The following is a 17,963-nucleotide window of genomic DNA, read 5'->3' as shown; positions in this document are numbered from 1 at the left end:
TCGGTCGTGCCTCCGACGCCGTCGATCCCGCCGGCGCGACCGGACGCGCCGCGCGAGGAGTGAGCGTGGTGCGTGACGGCCGTCTCGGCGTCGGCATCGTCGGCGCGGGGCGTGTGGGCCCTGTGGTCGGCGCGGCGTTGGCCGGAGCCGGACATGCGATCGTCGGGATCACGAGCGGATCGGACGACGAGCGTGCGTCCGCGGTTCTCCCCGGCGTCCCGGTGCTGGACACGCAGGAGGTCGTGCGGCGCGCCGAGCTCGTGATCCTCGCGGTGCCTTCCGCCGAGCTGCCGGCCCTCGTCTCGGGCATCGCGGAGGTCGGCGGGTGGCAGATCGGCCAGCTCGTCCTGCACACCGATCCGGCACAGGGCATCGAGGTCCTGCGCCCGGCGGCGGAGCGCGGCGCCATCCCGCTCGCGGTGCATCCCGCGATCACGTTCACGGGGACCTCGATCGATCTCCGACAGCTCCAGGCGGGATTCGCGGCGGTCACCGCTCCCGCCGCCGTGCTCCCGATCGCCCAGGCGCTGGCCGTGGAGATGGGGTGCGAACCGGTCGTCATCGCCGAGGCCGACCGTCCCGCCTATGCCGATGCGATCGCCACGGCCACGGAGTTCTCCCGCTCGATCATCGGTCAGTCGACCTCGCGGCTCCGTGAGATCGGCGTCGAGAATCCGGGCGGGTTCCTCTCCGCGCTGGTGCAGTCGACCGTCGAGCGGGCGTTGCGCGACGCCTCGGAACCGCCGCCGCTGGTCTGATCGGGTCCGGGCATGTGATCGTGCACGCCGCGCCGCCCGTCGACCGCTTCCCGGCTCAGCGTCCTCCGGAGAAGCCGCCGCCGCCCCCGCCACCGGAGAATCCGCCGCCGAACGAACCGCCACTGCTGGATGATGTGCCGGTGGACGGTGCGGAGTACGTCGCCGCCGCCGTGGAGGAACTCATGAACGCCACGAGCGACGTGCGAAGCGCGAAGGATGCGGGGTCGCCGATCCAGGACGGGCCGTGCGTCTCCCGGGTATATGCCGTCTCGAGCACGCGGCCCCACTCCTCCTCCATGCCGAACAGCATCGCGTAGGGGAGGAGACGCTCGTAGATGTGGATGACGTCCACGCCCTCGTCGGTACGTCGTTCCGCCCCGGTGTAGGACTGCAGCATCCGCAGCCGGTCCTCCTCGGCGACGCGGATGAACTCGCGAACCCCCTGCAGGTGCTCGTACGCCTGTGCACCCTCCGGCGTCAGGACCGTGTGCCGCGAGAACGTGTAGAAGCTCGAGGCCGCGACGAGCAGTGCCCCGACGGAGATCGCCAGAAGCGCGGGACCGGCGGACAACCGTCCGGACGCCACGGCGACGATGGCGACGACGAGACCCGCCACGGCGAGGGCGATCGCCACGGACTGCAGGATGACGGCCGCGCGGCTGCGCACCCTGGTCGTCAGGCCCCGGCGGGCGGCCTCCTCGTGGCCCTTCGTCGTCAGCGCCGTCATCCGCGTCGCGAAAGCCTCACTCTCGGCCGGCAGATCCACGACGCCGCCCGCATCCGCGTGGAGGAAGAGCGCGTCGAGCGCAGCCTGATCGAGGGGACTCGGCGCGCTGCCGTGGGGCTGTCGTCGAAGCCGCGGCGCTCCGGTCGACGCCCCGTCCTCGATGCGCAGCGCGCCCCGGACGGCGAGGTGCACGATCTCGGCAGGGACCACGTTCTTGGCTCCGGGCAGGAGTGCGGCCGCGAGGAGGGGCGGCTGGTCGTCGGGGACGTCGTACTGCGCCACGATGATCCCGGTGGCGCGACGCCGACGTCGGGCGGCACCCACGGCCACTGCCCATCCGATCGCGGACAGACCCACGGCGCCGGCAGCAGCGACGGCCGGCCCGAGATCGGCGACCGCGTCGGGCATGCGGGCAGCGGGCTGAGTCACTGTGCCGGGATCGAAGCCGACGGCCACCGTCACACCGTCCGCGGCGGGCAGAGGCCCGGCCTCGACGTGGAAGGAAGCGGCATCTCCGTCCGCGATCGGTCCCTCCAGGTCGCAGGGCTCGGTGGATCCGGAGGGGCCGATGTAGCACTTCGTCGCGCCGGTGAGATGGGCGGTCAGCACGGCGTCGAACCGGATGTCGGCCCGGAACGCCTCGATCGGCTGTGTGCTGTCGAGCGGGAGGAGATCCCAGTAGAACTCGTCTGCGGTGCGGGAACCGGACGGGTCGGGTGCGCTCCCGACGATGATGTCGTGCATCTCGTACTCGATGACGTAGGTGGTGAGACCGTGGACGAAGTCGTCGTCGCCGGTGAGGATGAAGAGCGTCCCGTCGTCCTCGTCGGTCTCGTACGGGACGGCGGCTCCGTCTTCATCGGTGACCGCGAGCACCCGGGTGTCGATGTCAGCGTTCTTGTACGTCGTCGCCAGGCCGCGCACGATGCCGCGGTTCTGGTCGGCGTCGGGGAATCGCGCGACGAGCGTCTCCGTCACCTGCATGTACGCCCGGCCGTTATCGTCGAGCCCGACGTCGTACACCGCGTCCCACGAGGCGTAGGAGAACTCATCCACATCGGCGGCGGAGACGATGGTGGTCGCGGTCGCCGGGGACACCGCGACGGCGGCTTCCGGCGCGAGGACAGGGACGGTGGCGAGAGCGACGACGGCGCTCGCACGGAGGATCCGAGTGGGGGCCATGCTTCGAGGCTACCCAGCGCACCGCGTGGCGAGGACGTCCCGCGCCCGTCCTCGCCGCCTGGCCGGAGCTCGCCGCGCCATCTCGGTAAACTGGGGAGGACTTCCAAGGAGCCCCGCACATGACTGACGCGCCCGCCGCGCCCGAATCGGCCTCGGCCGCCCCTTCCACCGAAGAGGACATCCACGAGCAGAAGGCCGTCCGCCTCGCCAAGCGCGAGCGTCTGATCGAGAAGCGCTCGGACGCCGGCGGCGGCGCCTTCCCTGTCGCGGTGCCGGTGACGCACAGCATCCCCGCGCTGCGTGCGGAGTACGGCGACCTCGAGCCCGGCGCCGAGACCGGCGTGGTCGTCGGCGTCGCAGGGCGCGTGGTGTTCAGCCGCAACACCGGCAAGCTCTGCTTCGCCACGCTCCAGGCCGGCGACGGTACCCGCATCCAGGCGATGATCTCTCTCGCCAATGTCGGCGAGGACTCTCTCGCGGACTGGAAGGAGTACGTCGACCTCGGCGACCATGTCTTCGTGCACGGCGAGGTCATCTCCAGCCGCCGCGGTGAGCTGTCGATCATGGCGGACGACTGGGCCATCGCGTCGAAGGCGATCCTGCCGCTTCCCAACGCCTACGCCGAGCTCAGCGAAGAGGGGCGTGTGCGCAGCCGCTACCTCGACCTGATCGTGCGGGAGCAGGCGCGGACGACCGTGCGTGCGCGCGCGGCGGTGAACGCGAGCCTGCGGTCGACCTTCGCTGCCCACGGGTACCTCGAAGTGGAGACGCCGATGCTGCAGGTGCAGCACGGCGGTGCGTCCGCCCGCCCCTTCGTCACCCACTCCAACGCGTTCGACACCGAGCTCTACCTCCGCATCGCGCCGGAGCTGTACCTGAAGCGCGCCGTCGTCGGTGGTATCGAGCGGGTGTTCGAGATCAACCGGAACTTCCGCAACGAGGGCGCCGACTCGACGCACAGCCCGGAGTTCGCGATGCTCGAGGCCTACCAGGCCTACGGCGACTACAACCAGATGGCGGCCCTGACGCAGGAACTCGTCCAGCAGGCCGCGGTTGCCGTCGCCGGGTCGACCACGGTCACCTGGGCGGACGGCACCGAGTACGACCTGGGCGGTGAGTGGGACCGCATCTCGATGTACGAGTCCCTGTCGGCTGCCTCCGGACGGACTGTCACGCCCGCGGACTCCGTCGACGACCTGATCGCCTTCGCTGAGGCGAACGGGGTCGACGTGCCGCCTCAGGCCACGCACGGCAAGCTCGTCGAGGAGCTCTGGGAGCACTTCGTGAAGGGTGACCTCGTTCGGCCGACGTTCGTCATGGACTTCCCCGTCGACACGTCGCCTCTCGTGCGCGAACACCGGTCGGTCGAGGGCGTCGTGGAGAAGTGGGACCTCTACATCCGGGGCTTCGAGCTGGCGACCGGCTACTCCGAGCTCGTGGACCCCGTCATCCAGCGCGAACGCTTCGTCGAGCAGGCGAAGCTCGCCGCGCGAGGCGATGTCGAGGCAATGCCGATCGACGAGGAGTTCCTGCGGGCTCTCGAGCACGGCATGCCGCCGTCCGGGGGCATGGGGATGGGCATCGATCGACTCCTGATGGCGATCACCGGCCTCGGGATCCGCGAGACCATCCTCTTCCCGCTGGTCAAGTAGGAGAGAGGCGCTCACGCTCCACGCCGCCCGTGGAACGCCCACTCCGGCAGAACGGCGCCGCACATCATGGTGTCCAGCAGCAGCGCGAGGCTGTACCCGGGATCGATGTCTCTCGCCATGTCGAGGTAGCGACCTGCATGCGTGGCACGGCCGAGCGCCCAGGAGAGCCAGGCCGCGACCGTGAGCGGGCCGGGGCGTGCTGCCCGTGGTGCCAGGGCGGTGGCGTGTCGGACGGCGTGCAGGGCCGCGCGGAGGCGCTCCCCGTCCGGCGCCGGGCCGCGGCCGAGGAACACCCGTCCGATGTCGTCGGGCACCGGAGCGCCGGAGGCGGCGAAGGCCAGCTGCGCCTCCATGGTGCGAATGCCCCGACGGTGATCGGTGGCCCACTGGGCGATCGCCGCATCGCGCACCGGCGGACGTCCGAGACACCACACGAGCGCTGCGGCGTCGAACGGCCGTAGACCGTCGTGGTGATGGACGACTGACTCGAGGAAGGCGGGGATGTCGTCGAGGAGCGCGCACGCCGAGATCACCTCCGGCTCTGCGGAACCGGAGGGATCGGCCTGCCCTGGCGCGAGGGCGGCGTCGAGTCCGCGCAGGATGCGCGCCATCTGGTCCTCCTCCGCGGCGCGGACCGGCGGGAGCCCCGCGCCGGAGAACTGATCGCCGGAGACGTCGCCGAGGGAGGAGGCATCCGGCGGCGGAACGATGTCCGACAGAGGATGCAGCGTCGGATCCTCGTCGTCATACCGGGCCCATCCCTCGGGCGTCACACACAGGGCCTCGACGGTACGCAGCCCCGCTTCCTCGGCACATCCGAGAAGGGTGTCCACCGTCACAGCCTGGGGGAGGACGAGGCCATCGGGCGTCGTCTGGGGTGGTTCATCGGTGTACACGACGACAGCCAGCGCATCGGTACCGGGGACGCGGCCGAGCAACTCGACAGCCGCTGCGGCGTAGTGCAGGAGAGGGACGGCGGCGTCGGGCAGATCGAGTCGCATCGCCCCGTCGCTGCGGCTGCCGTGGAACGGGAGGAGAGTGATGCTCTCGTGCGGCGTGAACCCTGCGAGAGCGGGCACGATGCTGAGGAACTGGGCGGAGTCGGAGGCGCGGAGCACGGTTGTCATGAAGAGAGGTTCCCGTACCCCCGTCTCCGTCGGACCGGGGACGGAGCGATGTGGACGAGATTCCTGGGAAGCGGCGCCTGTGCACGAGTAGTCGCTCGCGTACGATGGAGGCATGGACAACTTCTGGCTCGCCGCGGCATGGTCGCTCCTGCCGACGGTCGGCGTCAGCATCGTGTTCTTCGTCGTCCTCCGCGGCATCCTCCGGTTCGATCGCACCGAGCGCAAGGTGCACGCGCAGATCGAGGCCGAGGAACGCGCCGCGCGGGGGCTGCCGCCGCGCGCTTGAGTCCGACCCATCCGCTACTGTGAAGCGAGCGCACCGGGTCCGGTGCGCCCCGGGGTGACCATCCTCGGTGTGGGTGAGGGGGCGAGATGACCGCGGAGTCCTGGGGATGGTGGGTCGCCGCCTTCGTCCTGGTGCTCGACATCATCATCCGCGTCACCGCGATCATCGTCATCCCGCGCAACCGCCGTCCCACCGCGGCGATGGCCTGGCTCCTCGCCGTGTTCTTCATCCCGGTGGTCGGCGTCTTCCTGTTCCTGCTGATCGGGAACCCCCGCCTGCCGCGCGCACGCCGCCGCAAGCAGGAGCAGATCAACCAGTACATCGCGGAGACCAGCGAGCACCTCCACTTCGGGACGCTCCGGCCGAACGCCCCCGCCTGGTTCGGGCCGATCGTGCAGATGAACCAGCGTCTCGGCGCCCTGCCGCTCTCCGGCGACAACGGCGCCCACCTCATCTCCGACTACCAGGAGTCGCTCGACGAGATGGCGGAGGCCATCCGCACGGCGCAGGAGTACGTGCACGTCGAGTTCTACATCCTGCAGTCCGACGACTCGACGGACAACTTCTTCCGCGCCCTCGAAGAGGTGGCTGCGCGGGGTGTGGCCGTGCGCGTGCTCCTCGACCACTGGGCGAACCGGGGCAAGCCGCGCTACCGCCAGACCATCGCCCGTCTCAACGAGATGGGCGCCGAGTGGCATCTGATGCTTCCGGTGCAGCCGCTCAAGGGCAAGATGCAGCGCCCTGATCTGCGCAACCACCGCAAGCTGCTCGTCGTGGACGGCAACATCGCCTTCCTGGGATCGCAGAACATCACCGACTCCACCTACAACCTGCCGAAGAACATCCGGCGCGGCCTGCACTGGGTCGATCTGATGGTGAGGCTCGACGGACCGGTGGTCTTGAGCGTCAACGCGATCTTCCTCAGCGACTGGTACAGCGAGACCGATGTCGTGCTGGAGGAGATCGACATCTCTCACGCCAACATCGGATCGGGGGACCTGGACTGCCAGGTGGTGCCGTCCGGTCCCGGCTTCGAGGTCGAGAACAACCTGCGCCTGTTCCTCGCGCTCCTCTACGCGGCGAAGAAGCAGATCATGATCGTCAGCCCGTACTTCGTTCCGGACGAGGCCCTGCTGCTGGCGGTCACGGCGGCCGTGGACCGCGGTGTCGAGGTGCAGCTGTTCGTCTCGGAAGAGGGCGACCAGGCCATGGTCTACCACGCCCAGCGCAGCTACTACGAGGCGCTGCTCCGGGCGGGGGTGCGGATCTGGATGTACCGGAAGCCCTACATCCTCCACACCAAGAGCCTCACGATCGACGACGAGGTGGCCGTCATCGGCTCCAGCAACATGGACATGCGCTCGTTCGGCCTGAACCTCGAGGTCTCGATGCTCGTCCGCGGCGAGGAGTTCGTCGCCGAGATGCGCGAGGTCGAGGACAAGTACCGGTCGTTGAGCAGGGAGCTGACCCTCGAGGAATGGATGCAGCAGCCGCTGCGCTCCACCGTGCTCGACAACCTGGCGCGGCTGACCTCCGCGCTGCAGTGACCGCGCATTCCGTCAAGCCCCATTTCGGGCGGAGGAACCCGCCGCTAGCCTGAGAGCATGACTCCCCGCAGGCTTGTGATCGCCGTGTCCTCCGCGCTCGCCGCGGCTCTCATCCTCGCCGGCTGCACGGTCGGTCCCGGCGGAGCGGCACCGCACTCGACGTCCGACCCGTCCAGCGGTCCAGGGAGTGCGGGGAGCAGCGACGACCAGGACGACATGGACGCGACGCTCCTCGACGACGGACGGATGTTCGCCATCGTGAGCTGGGGATCCTCGACGTGCCTGCCCCAGGTCGACGACATCACCGCCGAGGGACAGCGGGTCTCGGTCACCCTCGTCGAGCCGGACGCCGACGGCGCGACGGAACAGGCCTGCACGGCCGACCTCGCACCGCGCGCGAGCCTGGGCGCGCTGCCCGAGGGGGTCGACCCGACGAAGGACATCACTCTCGTCGCGACCTATGGCGACCTGCTCGACGAGATCGACGTCGACGCCGATCCCGACGCCACGGCGACACCGGGATCGCCGACCGAGTATCAGCCTTCGGCCGGCTGGTTCGGCGACGGTGGGCTCGTCCTCCTGACCTGGGGCTCTTCCAGCTGTGCTCCGGTCGTCGAGTCCGTCGAGGGCGACGGGTCCACGGGGACCGTCACGTTCGTCACCGACGAGAACCAGGTGTGCACCATGGACATGGCGCCGCGGGCCACGGTGATCGAGTTCGCCGAGGACGAGGTCGACGATGATGGTCCGTTCCAGCTGACCCTGGTCGGCGGCGGTCTGGAGGGCACGGTCGACGTCCGCTGAGGAGGCGGCTCCTCAGAGGATGTGCACCGGGTGCCCGGTGGGCAGAGCCAGCAGGAGTGCGCCGGGGTCGGCACGGCAGGTGACGCGCACGGCCTCGCCGAACTCGTCGCCGTCGAGCTCGATGGGCGTGGGGGCGGGCGCCGCAGCTTCCGCGCGGGCGCCCCGGAAGTAATGGACAGATGCGTCCGTACCACGGCGCTCGAGCACGAACCGTCCGGCACGGAAGCGGCGCAGCACGGAGTTGTCCCACCAGATCTTGCGCCAGACGCCCAGCCAGCCGAGCAGGCCGGTCGGCTGGATGACCGCGACGTCGAGGGTCGCGTCGGTGATGGATGCGTCGGGGATCAGGGAGATACCCGCCGGGAGGGTGCCGCAGTTCGCGAACAGGATGCTGTGCACCTTCGTGGAGTGCAGGCGCCCCATGCCGATCTGGTAGACCGCGCGGAAGGGCTTCGCGCGGGGCAGCGACCGGGCGGCGCCATCGACGTAGGCGATCCAGCCGACGGACTTCTTCAGGTCGGCTCGCGTGTTCGCGATCATGTCGGCGTCGAGGCCGATGCCGGCGAGCACGACGAAGGCATGCTCCTCCTCGGAGCCGTCCTCCCTGGTCATCCGCGCCCAGCCGATGTCGATCGGGTGACGGAAGTCGCCGAGTGCGGCGCGGATCATCTCCGCCGGGTCGGCCAGGGGGAGACCGAGATTGCGCGCGAGAAGGTTTCCGGTGCCGCTCGGGAGGATCGCGAGCGGCACGCCTGTATCGGCGATGGCTTCGGCAACCGCCCGCACCGTGCCGTCGCCGCCGGCCACGAGCACGACGTCCACCCCGCGCGCGAGCGCTTCCGCCGTCGCCCCCTGCCCCGCGTCCTCCACGGTCGTGGGGTAGAAGGCTGGATGGTCCCATCCGGCCTCGCGGGACAGGTCGCGGACCTGGGCACGCAGACGCTTCCCGTCGACTTTCACCGGGTTGTACACGAGCGCCGCCTGCTTCCGAACGGGAGGACTCGTGGTCATGGCGCTACTCTAGACCGGCATCGTCCGCGGAGAGCGGCGCCGGTGGAGAGACACCCGGCCGCGCGGTCCCCCGGCCCGCACCTCGTAGACTTGCGGCATGATCGACCTCGCACTCCTCCGCGACAACCCGGAGATCGTCCGCCGTTCGCAGGCTGCCCGTGGCAATGACCAGAGCACCGTCGACGTCGCACTCGAGGCCGACCGATCGCGCCGCGCCGCGCTCGCCGCGTTCGAGGAGCTGCGCGCCGAGCAGAACGCGTTCGGCAAGCAGGTGGCGAAGGCGCCCAAGGAAGAGAAGGCGGCCCTCGTCGCGCAGGCCAAAGACCTCGCGGACCGCGTCAAGCAGGCCCAGCACGCGGCGAACGAAGCGGCCGAGGCCGCTGCCACGGCGCTCGCGCGGATCGAGAATGTCGTGATCGACGGCGTCCCGGCCGGCGGTGAGGAGGACTTCGTCGAGCTGCGTCGCGTGGGCGAGGTGCCGGCCTTCGATTTCGAGCCGCGCGACCACCTCGAGCTCGGTGAGCTTCTCGGCGCCATCGACATGGAGCGGGGGGCCAAGGTCTCCGGTGCGCGCTTCTACTTCCTGCGCGGGATCGGTGCCCGGCTCGAGATCGCGCTCATGAACCTCGCTCTCGACAAGGCGCTGCAGAACGGCTTCGTCCCCCTCATCACGCCCACCCTCGTGCGCCCCGAGATCATGCAGGGCACCGGGTTCCTGGGGGAGCACGCCGATGAGGTGTACCACCTCGACAAGGACGACGACCTCTACCTCGTCGGCACCAGCGAGGTCGCTCTCGCCGGGTACCACAAGGACGAGATCGTGGACCTCGCAAGCGGGGCCCTCCGTTATGCCGGATGGTCCACGTGCTACCGCCGGGAAGCCGGCTCGCACGGCAAGGACACCCGGGGCATCATCCGCGTGCATCAGTTCAACAAGCTGGAGATGTTCGTCTACACCACGGCAGAGGACGCCGAGGCCGAGCACCTGCGCCTCGTCGCGCTGCAGGAGGAGATGCTGACCTCGCTCGGCCTCGCCTACCGCGTGATCGACGTCGCCGCGGGAGACCTCGGGTCGAGCGCGGCGCGGAAGTACGACATCGAGGCCTGGGTGCCCACGCAGGGCGCGTTCCGCGAGCTGACCTCCACCTCGAACTGCACGACCTTCCAGGCGCGGCGTCTCGACGTTCGGTACCGCCCCGCGGCGGAGGAAGCCGGCACGGCGCCGAAGACCCAGCACGTCGCGACCCTCAACGGCACGCTCGCGACCACGCGCTGGATCGTCGCCCTGCTCGAGACGCACCAGCAGGCGGACGGCTCGGTGCGGGTTCCCGATGTCCTGCGCCCCTACCTCGGCGGACTCGAGGTGATCCGCCCGCTCGCCGACGAGCCGAGCACGCGGTGACGGCGCCCTGGCTGGTCGGCCTCGACGTCGACGGGACCATCCTCCTCCAGGACGAGACGATGAGCCCCGGTGTTCCTGAGGCCATCGCCCGCGTCCGCGAAGCGGGGCACGTGGTGACCATCGCGACCGGTCGCAGCTGGATGGCGACCCGTCGCTACGTGGAGGAGCTCGGCCTCACCGCCGAGTACGTGGTGTGCTCCAACGGCGCCGTCACGATGCGCCGCGACGGGGACGACTGGGAGCGCTGGCACGTCGAGACGTTCGACCCGACCCCCGTGCTGGCGCTGTTGCGGGACCGGCTTCCGGACGCGCGGTACATGGTGGAGCTCGGCTCGGGGCAGCGGCTGTTCACCGAGCAGCTCGACGACTGGACGCTCGACGGCGGCCGTCAGGTCGACTTCGAGGAGCTCGGGGCCCTCCCCGTCTCCCGGATCGTCGTCGTGTCACCCGGGCACGACGAGGACGACTTCCACCGGCTCGTCGCCGATGCCGGGCTCAACGAGGTCTCGTACGCGATCGGCTGGACGGCCTGGCTGGACATCGCACCGCAGGGCGTGGACAAGGGCACGGCCCTGGAACGCGTGCGCGACGAGCTCGGTCTCGACGCCGCGCGCGTGCTCGTCGCCGGAGACGGACGCAACGACATCGGCATGTTCGGCTGGGCACGCAGCGGCGGTGGGCGCGCGGTGGCCATGGGACAGGCGCCGGTCGAGGTACAGGACGCCGCGGGGGAGATCACCGCCGACGTCGAGCAGGGAGGGCTCGCCAGCGCCCTGGACACGCTTCCAGCGCCCGCCCAGGTCGACGCCGGAGAATAGAACTCGGCTAGACTCGCGCCTGGTCGACAGATGCTTCTGTCGGGAGGGTTGTCCGAGCGGCCGATGGAGCTGGTCTTGAAAACCAGTGGGCAGAGATGTCTCGTGGGTTCGAATCCCACACCCTCCGCTTCCTGAGCGCGGTACCCCCGCCACGCTGAATCCGAAAGGGCCCGAGTGAGCGACAACACCCGCCGCCGCCGCACCGTCGCGCGACATGGTCAGCTGCGCTCGCCCGGCGCCGTCAGCCAGCTCCTCCGGCTTCTCGCGATCAGCATGGCGGTGGTCCTCGTCAGCGGTATCGGCGTCGCGGCCTACTTCTACCTCGATTTCTCCAACACCGTCACGGCGAACGCCGTCGACCTCGACGGGCAGGAAGACCTGCCGCCGGACATCGGAGCGTACAAGGGCGGCTTCAATCTCGTCCTCACCGGCGTCGACACCTGCGAGGACGATTACAAGCAGTACTTCGGCGATCGGTGCACCGGCGGGGATGCCGAGGGCACCCTCAACGATGTGAATCTGCTCGTGCACGTCTCGGAGGAGCCGCGGCGGATCACGGTCGTCAGCTTCCCGCGCGACCTGATGATCCCCATCCCGTCCTGTGAGGACGAGGACGGCAACGCCACCGCGGCGATGAGCAAGCAGCCCCTGAACGTCGCCTACACCGACGGCGGCCTGAACTGCGTCGTCCGCACGATCTCGGCCCTCACGGACCAGGAGGTGCAGTTCGCCGCCTCCGTGACGTTCGGCGGCGTCATCGAGATCACCAACGCGATCGGCGGCGTCGACGTCTGCCTCGCCAACCCGATCCGCGACCGCTACACCGGTCTCGACATGGCGGCCGGCACGCACACCGTCCAGGGGCTCGAGGCTCTGCAGTTCCTCCGCACCCGTCACGGCGTCGGCGACGGCAGCGACCTGGGCCGCATCGGCAACCAGCAGCAGTACATGTCGAGCCTCGCCCGCAAGCTCATCAGCGGCGAGGTGCTGGGCAACGTGCCGGTGATGCTGAAGCTCGCCAACACGGGCATCCAGAACCTCGAGACGAGCACGTCGCTCGCCGACCCGATGATGATCGTGCAGATCGCTCTCGCCGTGAAGTCGGTGCCGTTCGAGGACATCGTGTTCGTGCAGTACCCGACCCTGGAGGACTGGGACGACCCGAACAAGGTCGTGCCGAACGACGAGGCCGCCGCGGCGCTCTGGGACGCGATCGAGGCCAACGCCCAACTGCAGATCACGCACGAGAACACCAGCAACGACGGTGTCGTCGTGCAGGAGCCGACGACACCTACGGAGCCTGCCGAGCCCACCACCCCGACGCAGGAGGCGACGCCGACCCCGACGACCGCTCCGGACGTCGTGGCGCTGCCCGATTCGATCAAGGGCAACTCGGCCGCGCAGCAGACCTGCTCGAACGGCAACGTGCGCTGACCGGCGCTCAGGTGCTTCGCGAGCGGTAGACCGTCGGCGGGTTTAGGCCAGACGTCGGATGTGGGCCGCGAACCGCTCGATCGTCGGGATGAACGCGGGCTCCTCCGGACGGTTGAGGTGTCCGTGTGTGGTGCCTGGTTCGACGACGGCAGTGACGTCCACGCCTGCGGCCTTCAACGATCGCGCGAAAGCCTCGCCGGAGACCCGCAGCTCGTCGGTCTCGTCGTTGACGATGATCGTGGGCGGGAAGCCGGCCAGCGCCGCGGGGTCTGCCGTCCCGGGAATGGCGTAGACATCGGCGAGGGCCGGGTCGCCGCCCAGGTAGTTCGTATACATGCCGTGCACGAAATCCGGGGGGAACACGTCGGCCGCGGGGTCTGCATCCAGCAGAGCGCGAAGTTCGGCATCGGGGCGGTCCTGCACCGCCTGGAGCGTCGGGTAGGCGAGCGCGACAAGGGTCGGTGCAGGGCCAGTTCCGTGGGAGAGGCGGAGCGCGGCGCCGGTGGCGAGGTTTCCTCCGGCGCTGGCACCACCGATCGCCCAGTCAGACGCCAGTCCTGACGACGAGGCCCAACGAAACGCGGTGACGAGTTCCTCGTGAGGGACCGGGTAGTGGACTCCGTTCCGCTCCGGTACCCGCAGGCGCCGTGTCCACTCCGCAGTGACGGGCGCCAGCGCGTAGTCCACGCTCACGACGAGGATCCCGCGATCTGCGAAAGCTCTCGCCACCGCATCGGCCTCCGGCATGTCGAGGTCACCACCGGCGAAGCCCCCGCCGTGGGCCCACACCAGCCCATGTCGCGTCGACACAGGCGGGGAGTAGATCCGGATCGGAAGCGGGCCATGCGGTCCGTCGAGGAGATGATCCACTGCGTGGGGCGCGCTCATTCGAATCAGAGTACCGGCGACTGCGATCAGGCCGGCGTCGGTGCGGAGCGTTGAGCGCTCGCACCCCGCATGATGCGGGCGACCGCGGTGATGAGGAAGAGCTGCCCGGTGATCCCCTCGGCGACGGCCACCGCCTGCACGCCTGGTCCGACGGGGACGAGGTTCCCGTAGCCCGTCGTGGTCAGTGCCGTGAACGAGAAGAAGAGCTGATTGCCGAGCGAGTCGTTCGCCGCATCCCCGAACAGCGGGGTCGGCAGCAGCAACGACAGCAGGTTGTAGACGAAGGCGAAGAACATGCCGACGAGGATGTACGCGGTCACCGCGGCCAGGAGCGCCTCGACGTCGAGGCCTCGGCGCGTGACCTGGTGCGCGATGATGGCCCACGGCGCCACGAGCAGCGCGATCATGGAGGCGGCGGAGAGCGCCACGGCGAGGGCGGGGCTGTCCGTGGCGAAGAATGCCGCGAGGAGGGCAGCCAGGCCCGCGGCCGAGAGCACGACCCACGACACCCGCTGCACGAGGGCGTGCGCCCTGGTCACGCGGAACACGATCGCGACCGTGACCAGCATCGCCAGGAACGCCCAGGGGCTGGGGACCGTGCCGGGCTGGGCCGCACACAGTCCATACGACACGATGAGGAGGGCGAGCACCGCGGCATAGCCGAGGGCGCCGCGCCTCGGGTCGGCCGGGGCGGCGAACCCCGCGCGGACGTGCGCTCCCGATGACTCGGACATGGCGTCTCCTCTCGTCCGCGGGGGAGGACCCCGCCTCGTGCGGCCAGTATCGCAGGGCGATAGGGCCGCTCCGGGGACCATCCGAGACCGGCGGTTCGTGACCACGCGTCGGACCCGTTATGATGGTGGGGTGCATCCGTGCTCTCGAGCCGGATGCCTGGAGACGTCGCATAGTCCGGCCTAGTGCACCACCCTGCTAAGGTGGAGTCCCCTTACGGGGACCAGGGGTTCAAATCCCCTCGTCTCCGCACTGAGAAGCCCCGACGAGTCCGCTCGCCGGGGCTTTCGTGTTCTCGCATGCGGGCGGCCCTCCTCACGCCGTCGTCTCGGGCGTCCAGGTCGGGTCGGGGGAGAGCGCGGCGGAGATCTTCCGGCTGGCCCTGCCGAGCTGCCGGGCCTGCGCCGGGGTCAGGGTGTCGAAGACGACCCGGCGGATGAGGGCCTGGTGCGCGGGAGTCGACTCCTCGACCTTCCGGTGGCCGGCGTCGGTGAGGATGCCGAGGGTGAAGCGCCCGTCTTCCGCATCGACCTCACGACGGACCCAGCCTTTCGCCTCCAGGCGGGTGACCGCGCGGGAGAGCCGGGACAGCGTGCTGTTCGCGTAGCCGGCGAGGACGCTGAGGCGGAGCGTGCGCTCCGGTGCCGCATCGAGGGCGAAGAGGATGCCGTGCTCGAAGTGGGTCAGTCCGCTGTCGCGCTGCAGCTGCGCGTCGAGGGTGGCGGGGAGCCGTTCGAGGAGCGTCGCGAGTGCCGACCAGACGTCCATCTCTTCGGTGTTCAACGGGGCGGGGGAGGATGGCGACATTCCTCCACCGTAGCGGTCGAGCGGCGCTCTTCGCTTGCTTGGGAAAGTGAGTGGTGGCTAATATGACTTGCTCAGGCAAGTAAATGCGGGACGCCCGCGGAAGTGAGAGGGAGACGGATGGAACTGGGGCTGCGCGGCAAGAGGGCGTTCATCAGCGGATCGAGCCAGGGGATCGGATACGCGGTCGCGTCCGCTCTCGCCGCCGAGGGGGTCGATGTCGTGCTCAACGGTCGTGACGAGGGACGCGTCGACGCGGCGGTGCGCGTTCTGGCCCTCGCACATCCGGAGGTGACCGTGTCCGGGATCGCCGCGGACTTCACTGACCCGTCGCAGGTAGTGCGGCTGACGGAGCGGCTCGGCGACGTCGACATCCTCATCAACAACGTCGGTCTCTTCGGTCTCGCCGACTTCGCGGACGTCGCCGACGAGGACTGGGCGCGCTACTTCGAGGTGAACGTGATGAGCGGCGTGCGCCTCTCCCGAGCCCTCCTGCCGGGGATGCGGGAACGGGGCTGGGGGCGGATCGTCTTCGTCAGCAGCGAGTCCGGCGTCAACGTCCCGGCCGACATGGTGCACTACGGCGTGACGAAGGCTGCGATGATCGCGCTCGGGAACGGGCTGGCCAAGCTCACCCGCGGCACCGGCGTGACGGTGAACACCGTCCTGGGCGGGCCGACCTACTCCGAAGGTGTCGCGGCGAGCGTCGCCGCGGTCGCCGAGGCCCGGTCCGTCTCCGAGGAGGTGATGAAGGAGGCGATCATCGGACAGAACACGACCAGCCTGCTGGGCCGCTTCCTCGATCCGGCCGAGGTCGCCGACCTCGTCGTCTACCTCTCCAGCGTCCGCGCATCGGCGACGAACGGCGCCGCGCTGCGGGCGGACGGCGGGGTGCTGACCGCGATGCTGTGAGCGCGGGGCGAGTCGCCCGGGTGTCCTGGTTCGGGTATCCTCGCGGGCATGCCTGAACCGACCCAGACCCCGCAGCGCGAGGCCTTCGGCTCGCGGAACGTGTTCATCCTCTCGGCGATCGGCTCGGCCGTGGGTCTCGGGAACATCTGGCGCTTCCCCTACGTCGCCTATGAAGGCGGCGGCGGTGCGTTCCTCATTCCGTACCTGTGCGCGCTGCTGACCGCCGGTATCCCGCTGCTGTTCCTCGACTACGCGATCGGCCACCGGTTCCGAGGCTCCGCGCCGCTCGCGTTCCGGCGCCTGCACCGGGCCGCCGAACCGCTCGGCTGGTGGCAGGTGCTGATCTGCGTCGTCATCGCGGTGTACTACGCGGTGATCGTCGCGTGGGCGGGCATGTACACCTGGTTCTCCGCGCAGCTCACCTGGGGTGCGGGCAACGAGAACGACTTCTTCTTCGTCGACTTCCTGCAGTCGGCCGACGTCGCGGAGGTCGGCCTGTCCGGGGAGTTCGTGCCGCAGGTGGGGCTGCCGCTGATCGCGGTGTGGCTGATCGTCATCATCATCATGGCGCTCGGCGTCAAGCGCGGCATCGGCCGCGCCAACATGATCCTGATGCCGCTGCTCACCCTCATGTTCGCGGTGCTCGTGGTGCAGGCGCTCTTCCTCCCCGGCGCCCTGGACGGTCTGAACGCGTTCTTCACGCCGAACTGGGAGGCGCTCGCCGACCCGGCCGTGTGGGCCTCCGCCTACGGGCACATCTTCTTCTCCCTGTCCGTCGCGTTCGGGATCATGGTGACGTACGCGTCCTACCTCAAGCGCAAGACCGACCTCACCGGCTCCGGACTCGTGGTCGCGTTCGCCAACTCCGGTTTCGAGATCCTCGCCGGCATCGGCGTCTTCGCCGCCCTCGGGTTCATGGCCCAGGCGCAGGGCACCGAGGTCTCCGGCGTCGCGACCTCGGGCATCGGTCTCGCCTTCGTCGCCTTCCCCACGATCGTCTCGCAGGCGACCGGAGGCTCGATCATCGGCGTGCTGTTCTTCGGTGCCCTCGTCTTCGCGGGTGTGACCTCCCTCATCTCGATCCTCGAGGTGATCGTGGCCGCCCTCCAGGACAAGCTCGGGTGGGGACGGGTGCGCACCACCCTCATCGTCTCCATCCCGCTCGCCGTCATCTCCATGGCCCTGTTCTCCACCACCACCGCGCTGTCGGTCCTCGACACCACCGACGCCTTCGTCAACGCCTTCGGCATCATGGCGGTCGCCCTCGTCGCGGTGATCGTGGTGGCGTGGGTGCTGCACAGGCTGCCGCAGCTGCAGGAGCACCTCAACCGGCGATCCAGCTTCCGGGTCGGGCTGCTCTGGCGCCTGCTCGTGGGGGTCCTGGCCCCGCTCGTGCTCGGCTACCTGCTGATCACGGAACTCCTGACGAAGATCGCCGAGCCATACAGCGGCTACCCCGGCTGGTTCCTCGGCGTGTTCGGCTGGGGCATGGTCATCACCCTGGTGATCGGGGGAGTCCTGCTGTCGCTGGTGCCGTGGAGCAGGCGCTCGCGCGCCAAGGACGACGTCGGGTACGACGACTTCCTGGACCAGGAGGAGTACGCCGCCGACCCGGAGACGACGAGCATCGCCGTCCCGGCGGCGCAGACGAAGGGAGCGGGCGCATGACCACCACCGCGATCGTCATGATGATCATCGCCATGGTCACGGTGTGGGGCGGCCTCCTTGCGGCCGTGGTGAACCTCGCCCGTCACCCGGAGGTGGAGGACACGGAGCCGGCGGTCCCGGTCGAGCTCTGATCACCGACCCGATCGCATCGGGTCGGAACGGTCGGGTGCGCGGATGGGCGGCGGCGAGACGATGAGGGGGAAAGGAGGAC

Annotated in this window: 17 protein-coding genes and 2 tRNA genes; 13 read left to right on the top strand and 6 right to left on the bottom strand. The window is 69.6% G+C overall.

Features of this window, described 5'->3' with window-relative positions; translation table 11 throughout:
• Positions 1–65 precede the first annotated feature (65 nt).
• Positions 66–758, top strand: a complete 693-nt coding sequence (locus tag DW296_RS04920; protein ID WP_136051333.1) for a DUF2520 domain-containing protein — start codon at positions 66–68, stop codon at positions 756–758.
• A gap of 55 nt (positions 759–813) precedes the next feature.
• Here DW296_RS04920 and DW296_RS04915 read toward each other — a convergent pair whose 3' ends face one another.
• Positions 814–2,667 (bottom strand): DUF2207 domain-containing protein, encoded by a 1,854-nt coding sequence (locus DW296_RS04915; RefSeq protein ID WP_136051332.1) that lies wholly within the window; start codon positions 2,665–2,667, stop codon positions 814–816.
• A gap of 119 nt (positions 2,668–2,786) precedes the next feature.
• On the opposite strand from DW296_RS04915, the gene lysS reads away from it, so the two are divergent.
• Complete coding sequence (gene lysS, locus DW296_RS04910) at positions 2,787–4,319, top strand: lysine--tRNA ligase (protein ID WP_136051331.1); 1,533 nt, start codon at positions 2,787–2,789, stop codon at positions 4,317–4,319.
• Positions 4,320–4,330: 11 nt separating this feature from the next.
• Here lysS and DW296_RS04905 read toward each other — a convergent pair whose 3' ends face one another.
• Complete coding sequence (locus DW296_RS04905; RefSeq protein ID WP_136051330.1) at positions 4,331–5,446, bottom strand: DUF4192 domain-containing protein; 1,116 nt, start codon at positions 5,444–5,446, stop codon at positions 4,331–4,333.
• A gap of 112 nt (positions 5,447–5,558) precedes the next feature.
• On the opposite strand from DW296_RS04905, the gene DW296_RS16440 reads away from it, so the two are divergent.
• The 3 genes from DW296_RS16440 (at position 5,559) to DW296_RS04895 (ending at position 8,083) form a co-directional block, all read left to right on the top strand.
• Entirely contained in the window at positions 5,559–5,732 is a 174-nt protein-coding gene (locus tag DW296_RS16440) for a hypothetical protein (protein WP_167627854.1), read from the top strand.
• A gap of 86 nt (positions 5,733–5,818) precedes the next feature.
• The gene (gene cls / locus DW296_RS04900; protein WP_136051329.1) at positions 5,819–7,279 is read left to right on the top strand and encodes a cardiolipin synthase; all 1,461 of its coding nucleotides are present in this window, start codon (positions 5,819–5,821) and stop codon (positions 7,277–7,279) included.
• A 57-nt stretch (positions 7,280–7,336) separates the two neighbouring features.
• Positions 7,337–8,083, top strand: coding sequence for a hypothetical protein (locus DW296_RS04895; RefSeq protein WP_136051328.1), 747 nt, complete (start codon positions 7,337–7,339; stop codon positions 8,081–8,083).
• Between the two features lie 12 nt (positions 8,084–8,095).
• Here the strand turns inward: DW296_RS04895 and DW296_RS04890 are convergent, their stop codons facing one another.
• Positions 8,096–9,094 carry a diacylglycerol/lipid kinase family protein gene (locus DW296_RS04890; protein WP_136051327.1) on the bottom strand — a complete coding sequence of 333 codons (999 nt, stop codon included), beginning with the start codon at positions 9,092–9,094 and terminating at the stop codon, positions 8,096–8,098.
• Positions 9,095–9,191: 97 nt separating this feature from the next.
• Here DW296_RS04890 and serS point away from each other — a divergent pair, with 97 nt between their 5' ends.
• From serS to DW296_RS04870, 4 genes are all read left to right on the top strand, one after another.
• Positions 9,192–10,496, top strand: a complete 1,305-nt coding sequence (gene serS / locus DW296_RS04885; protein WP_136051326.1) for a serine--tRNA ligase — start codon at positions 9,192–9,194, stop codon at positions 10,494–10,496.
• The gene (locus DW296_RS04880) at positions 10,493–11,314 is read left to right on the top strand and encodes an HAD family hydrolase (protein WP_136051325.1); all 822 of its coding nucleotides are present in this window, start codon (positions 10,493–10,495) and stop codon (positions 11,312–11,314) included. The genes serS and DW296_RS04880 overlap by 4 nt, the downstream gene beginning before the upstream one ends.
• A gap of 42 nt (positions 11,315–11,356) precedes the next feature.
• A tRNA-Ser gene (locus DW296_RS04875) sits at positions 11,357–11,441 on the top strand.
• A gap of 47 nt (positions 11,442–11,488) precedes the next feature.
• Positions 11,489–12,748, top strand: coding sequence for an LCP family protein (locus DW296_RS04870; RefSeq protein ID WP_136051324.1), 1,260 nt, complete (start codon positions 11,489–11,491; stop codon positions 12,746–12,748).
• Positions 12,749–12,790: 42 nt separating this feature from the next.
• On the opposite strand, the gene DW296_RS04865 is transcribed toward DW296_RS04870, so the two are convergent.
• Both DW296_RS04865 and DW296_RS04860 read right to left on the bottom strand, forming a co-directional pair.
• The gene (locus tag DW296_RS04865; protein WP_136051323.1) at positions 12,791–13,636 is read right to left on the bottom strand and encodes an alpha/beta hydrolase fold domain-containing protein; all 846 of its coding nucleotides are present in this window, start codon (positions 13,634–13,636) and stop codon (positions 12,791–12,793) included.
• 26 nt (positions 13,637–13,662) lie between these two features.
• On the bottom strand, positions 13,663–14,370 hold the full coding sequence (locus DW296_RS04860) for a potassium channel family protein (protein WP_136051322.1): 708 nt from the start codon (positions 14,368–14,370) through the stop codon (positions 13,663–13,665).
• A gap of 159 nt (positions 14,371–14,529) precedes the next feature.
• Between DW296_RS04860 and DW296_RS04855 the strand changes: the two genes are divergently transcribed.
• Positions 14,530–14,618 (top strand) — tRNA-Ser (locus tag DW296_RS04855).
• 65 nt (positions 14,619–14,683) lie between these two features.
• Here DW296_RS04855 and DW296_RS04850 read toward each other — a convergent pair.
• A complete protein-coding gene (locus DW296_RS04850; protein ID WP_136051321.1) occupies positions 14,684–15,175 on the bottom strand; it encodes a MarR family winged helix-turn-helix transcriptional regulator in 492 nt (163 codons plus the stop codon).
• Between the two features lie 117 nt (positions 15,176–15,292).
• On the opposite strand from DW296_RS04850, the gene DW296_RS04845 reads away from it, so the two are divergent.
• Genes DW296_RS04845 through DW296_RS04835 form a run of 3 tightly spaced genes read left to right on the top strand, consistent with a single transcriptional unit; the run spans position 15,293 to position 17,883 of the window.
• Positions 15,293–16,084, top strand: coding sequence for an SDR family NAD(P)-dependent oxidoreductase (locus DW296_RS04845; RefSeq protein WP_136051320.1), 792 nt, complete (start codon positions 15,293–15,295; stop codon positions 16,082–16,084).
• Positions 16,085–16,132: 48 nt separating this feature from the next.
• Entirely contained in the window at positions 16,133–17,752 is a 1,620-nt protein-coding gene (locus DW296_RS04840; RefSeq protein WP_136051319.1) for a sodium-dependent transporter, read from the top strand.
• Positions 17,749–17,883 carry a methionine/alanine import family NSS transporter small subunit gene (locus DW296_RS04835; protein WP_083391612.1) on the top strand — a complete coding sequence of 45 codons (135 nt, stop codon included), beginning with the start codon at positions 17,749–17,751 and terminating at the stop codon, positions 17,881–17,883. Before DW296_RS04840 ends, DW296_RS04835 begins: the two co-directional genes overlap by 4 nt.
• The last annotated feature ends 80 nt before the right edge of the window (positions 17,884–17,963 follow it).

The organism is Microbacterium sp. K36 (genome assembly GCF_004794355.1).
Classification (GTDB): Bacteria; Actinomycetota; Actinomycetes; order Actinomycetales; family Microbacteriaceae; genus Microbacterium; species Microbacterium paraoxydans_D.
This window is presented reverse-complemented; position numbering and strand designations above follow the sequence as displayed.

Excerpts from the sequence above, each read along its gene's own strand:
- serS (WP_136051326.1), top strand. The coding sequence starts at position 9,192 with ATGATCGACCTCGCACTCCTCCGCGACAACCCGGAGATCGTCCGCCGT.
- lysS (WP_136051331.1), top strand. The coding sequence starts at position 2,787 with ATGACTGACGCGCCCGCCGCGCCCGAATCGGCCTCGGCCGCCCCTTCC.
- DW296_RS04865 (WP_136051323.1), bottom strand. The coding sequence starts at position 13,636 with ATGAGCGCGCCCCACGCAGTGGATCATCTCCTCGACGGACCGCATGGC.
- DW296_RS04840 (WP_136051319.1), top strand. The coding sequence starts at position 16,133 with ATGCCTGAACCGACCCAGACCCCGCAGCGCGAGGCCTTCGGCTCGCGG.
- DW296_RS04835 (WP_083391612.1), top strand. The coding sequence starts at position 17,749 with ATGACCACCACCGCGATCGTCATGATGATCATCGCCATGGTCACGGTG.
- DW296_RS04860 (WP_136051322.1), bottom strand. The coding sequence starts at position 14,370 with ATGTCCGAGTCATCGGGAGCGCACGTCCGCGCGGGGTTCGCCGCCCCG.
- DW296_RS04905 (WP_136051330.1), bottom strand. The coding sequence starts at position 5,446 with ATGACAACCGTGCTCCGCGCCTCCGACTCCGCCCAGTTCCTCAGCATC.
- DW296_RS04890 (WP_136051327.1), bottom strand. The coding sequence starts at position 9,094 with ATGACCACGAGTCCTCCCGTTCGGAAGCAGGCGGCGCTCGTGTACAAC.
- DW296_RS04845 (WP_136051320.1), top strand. The coding sequence starts at position 15,293 with ATGGAACTGGGGCTGCGCGGCAAGAGGGCGTTCATCAGCGGATCGAGC.
- DW296_RS04895 (WP_136051328.1), top strand. The coding sequence starts at position 7,337 with ATGACTCCCCGCAGGCTTGTGATCGCCGTGTCCTCCGCGCTCGCCGCG.
- DW296_RS04850 (WP_136051321.1), bottom strand. The coding sequence starts at position 15,175 with ATGTCGCCATCCTCCCCCGCCCCGTTGAACACCGAAGAGATGGACGTC.
- cls (WP_136051329.1), top strand. The coding sequence starts at position 5,819 with ATGACCGCGGAGTCCTGGGGATGGTGGGTCGCCGCCTTCGTCCTGGTG.
- DW296_RS16440 (WP_167627854.1), top strand. The coding sequence starts at position 5,559 with ATGGACAACTTCTGGCTCGCCGCGGCATGGTCGCTCCTGCCGACGGTC.
- DW296_RS04915 (WP_136051332.1), bottom strand. The coding sequence starts at position 2,667 with ATGGCCCCCACTCGGATCCTCCGTGCGAGCGCCGTCGTCGCTCTCGCC.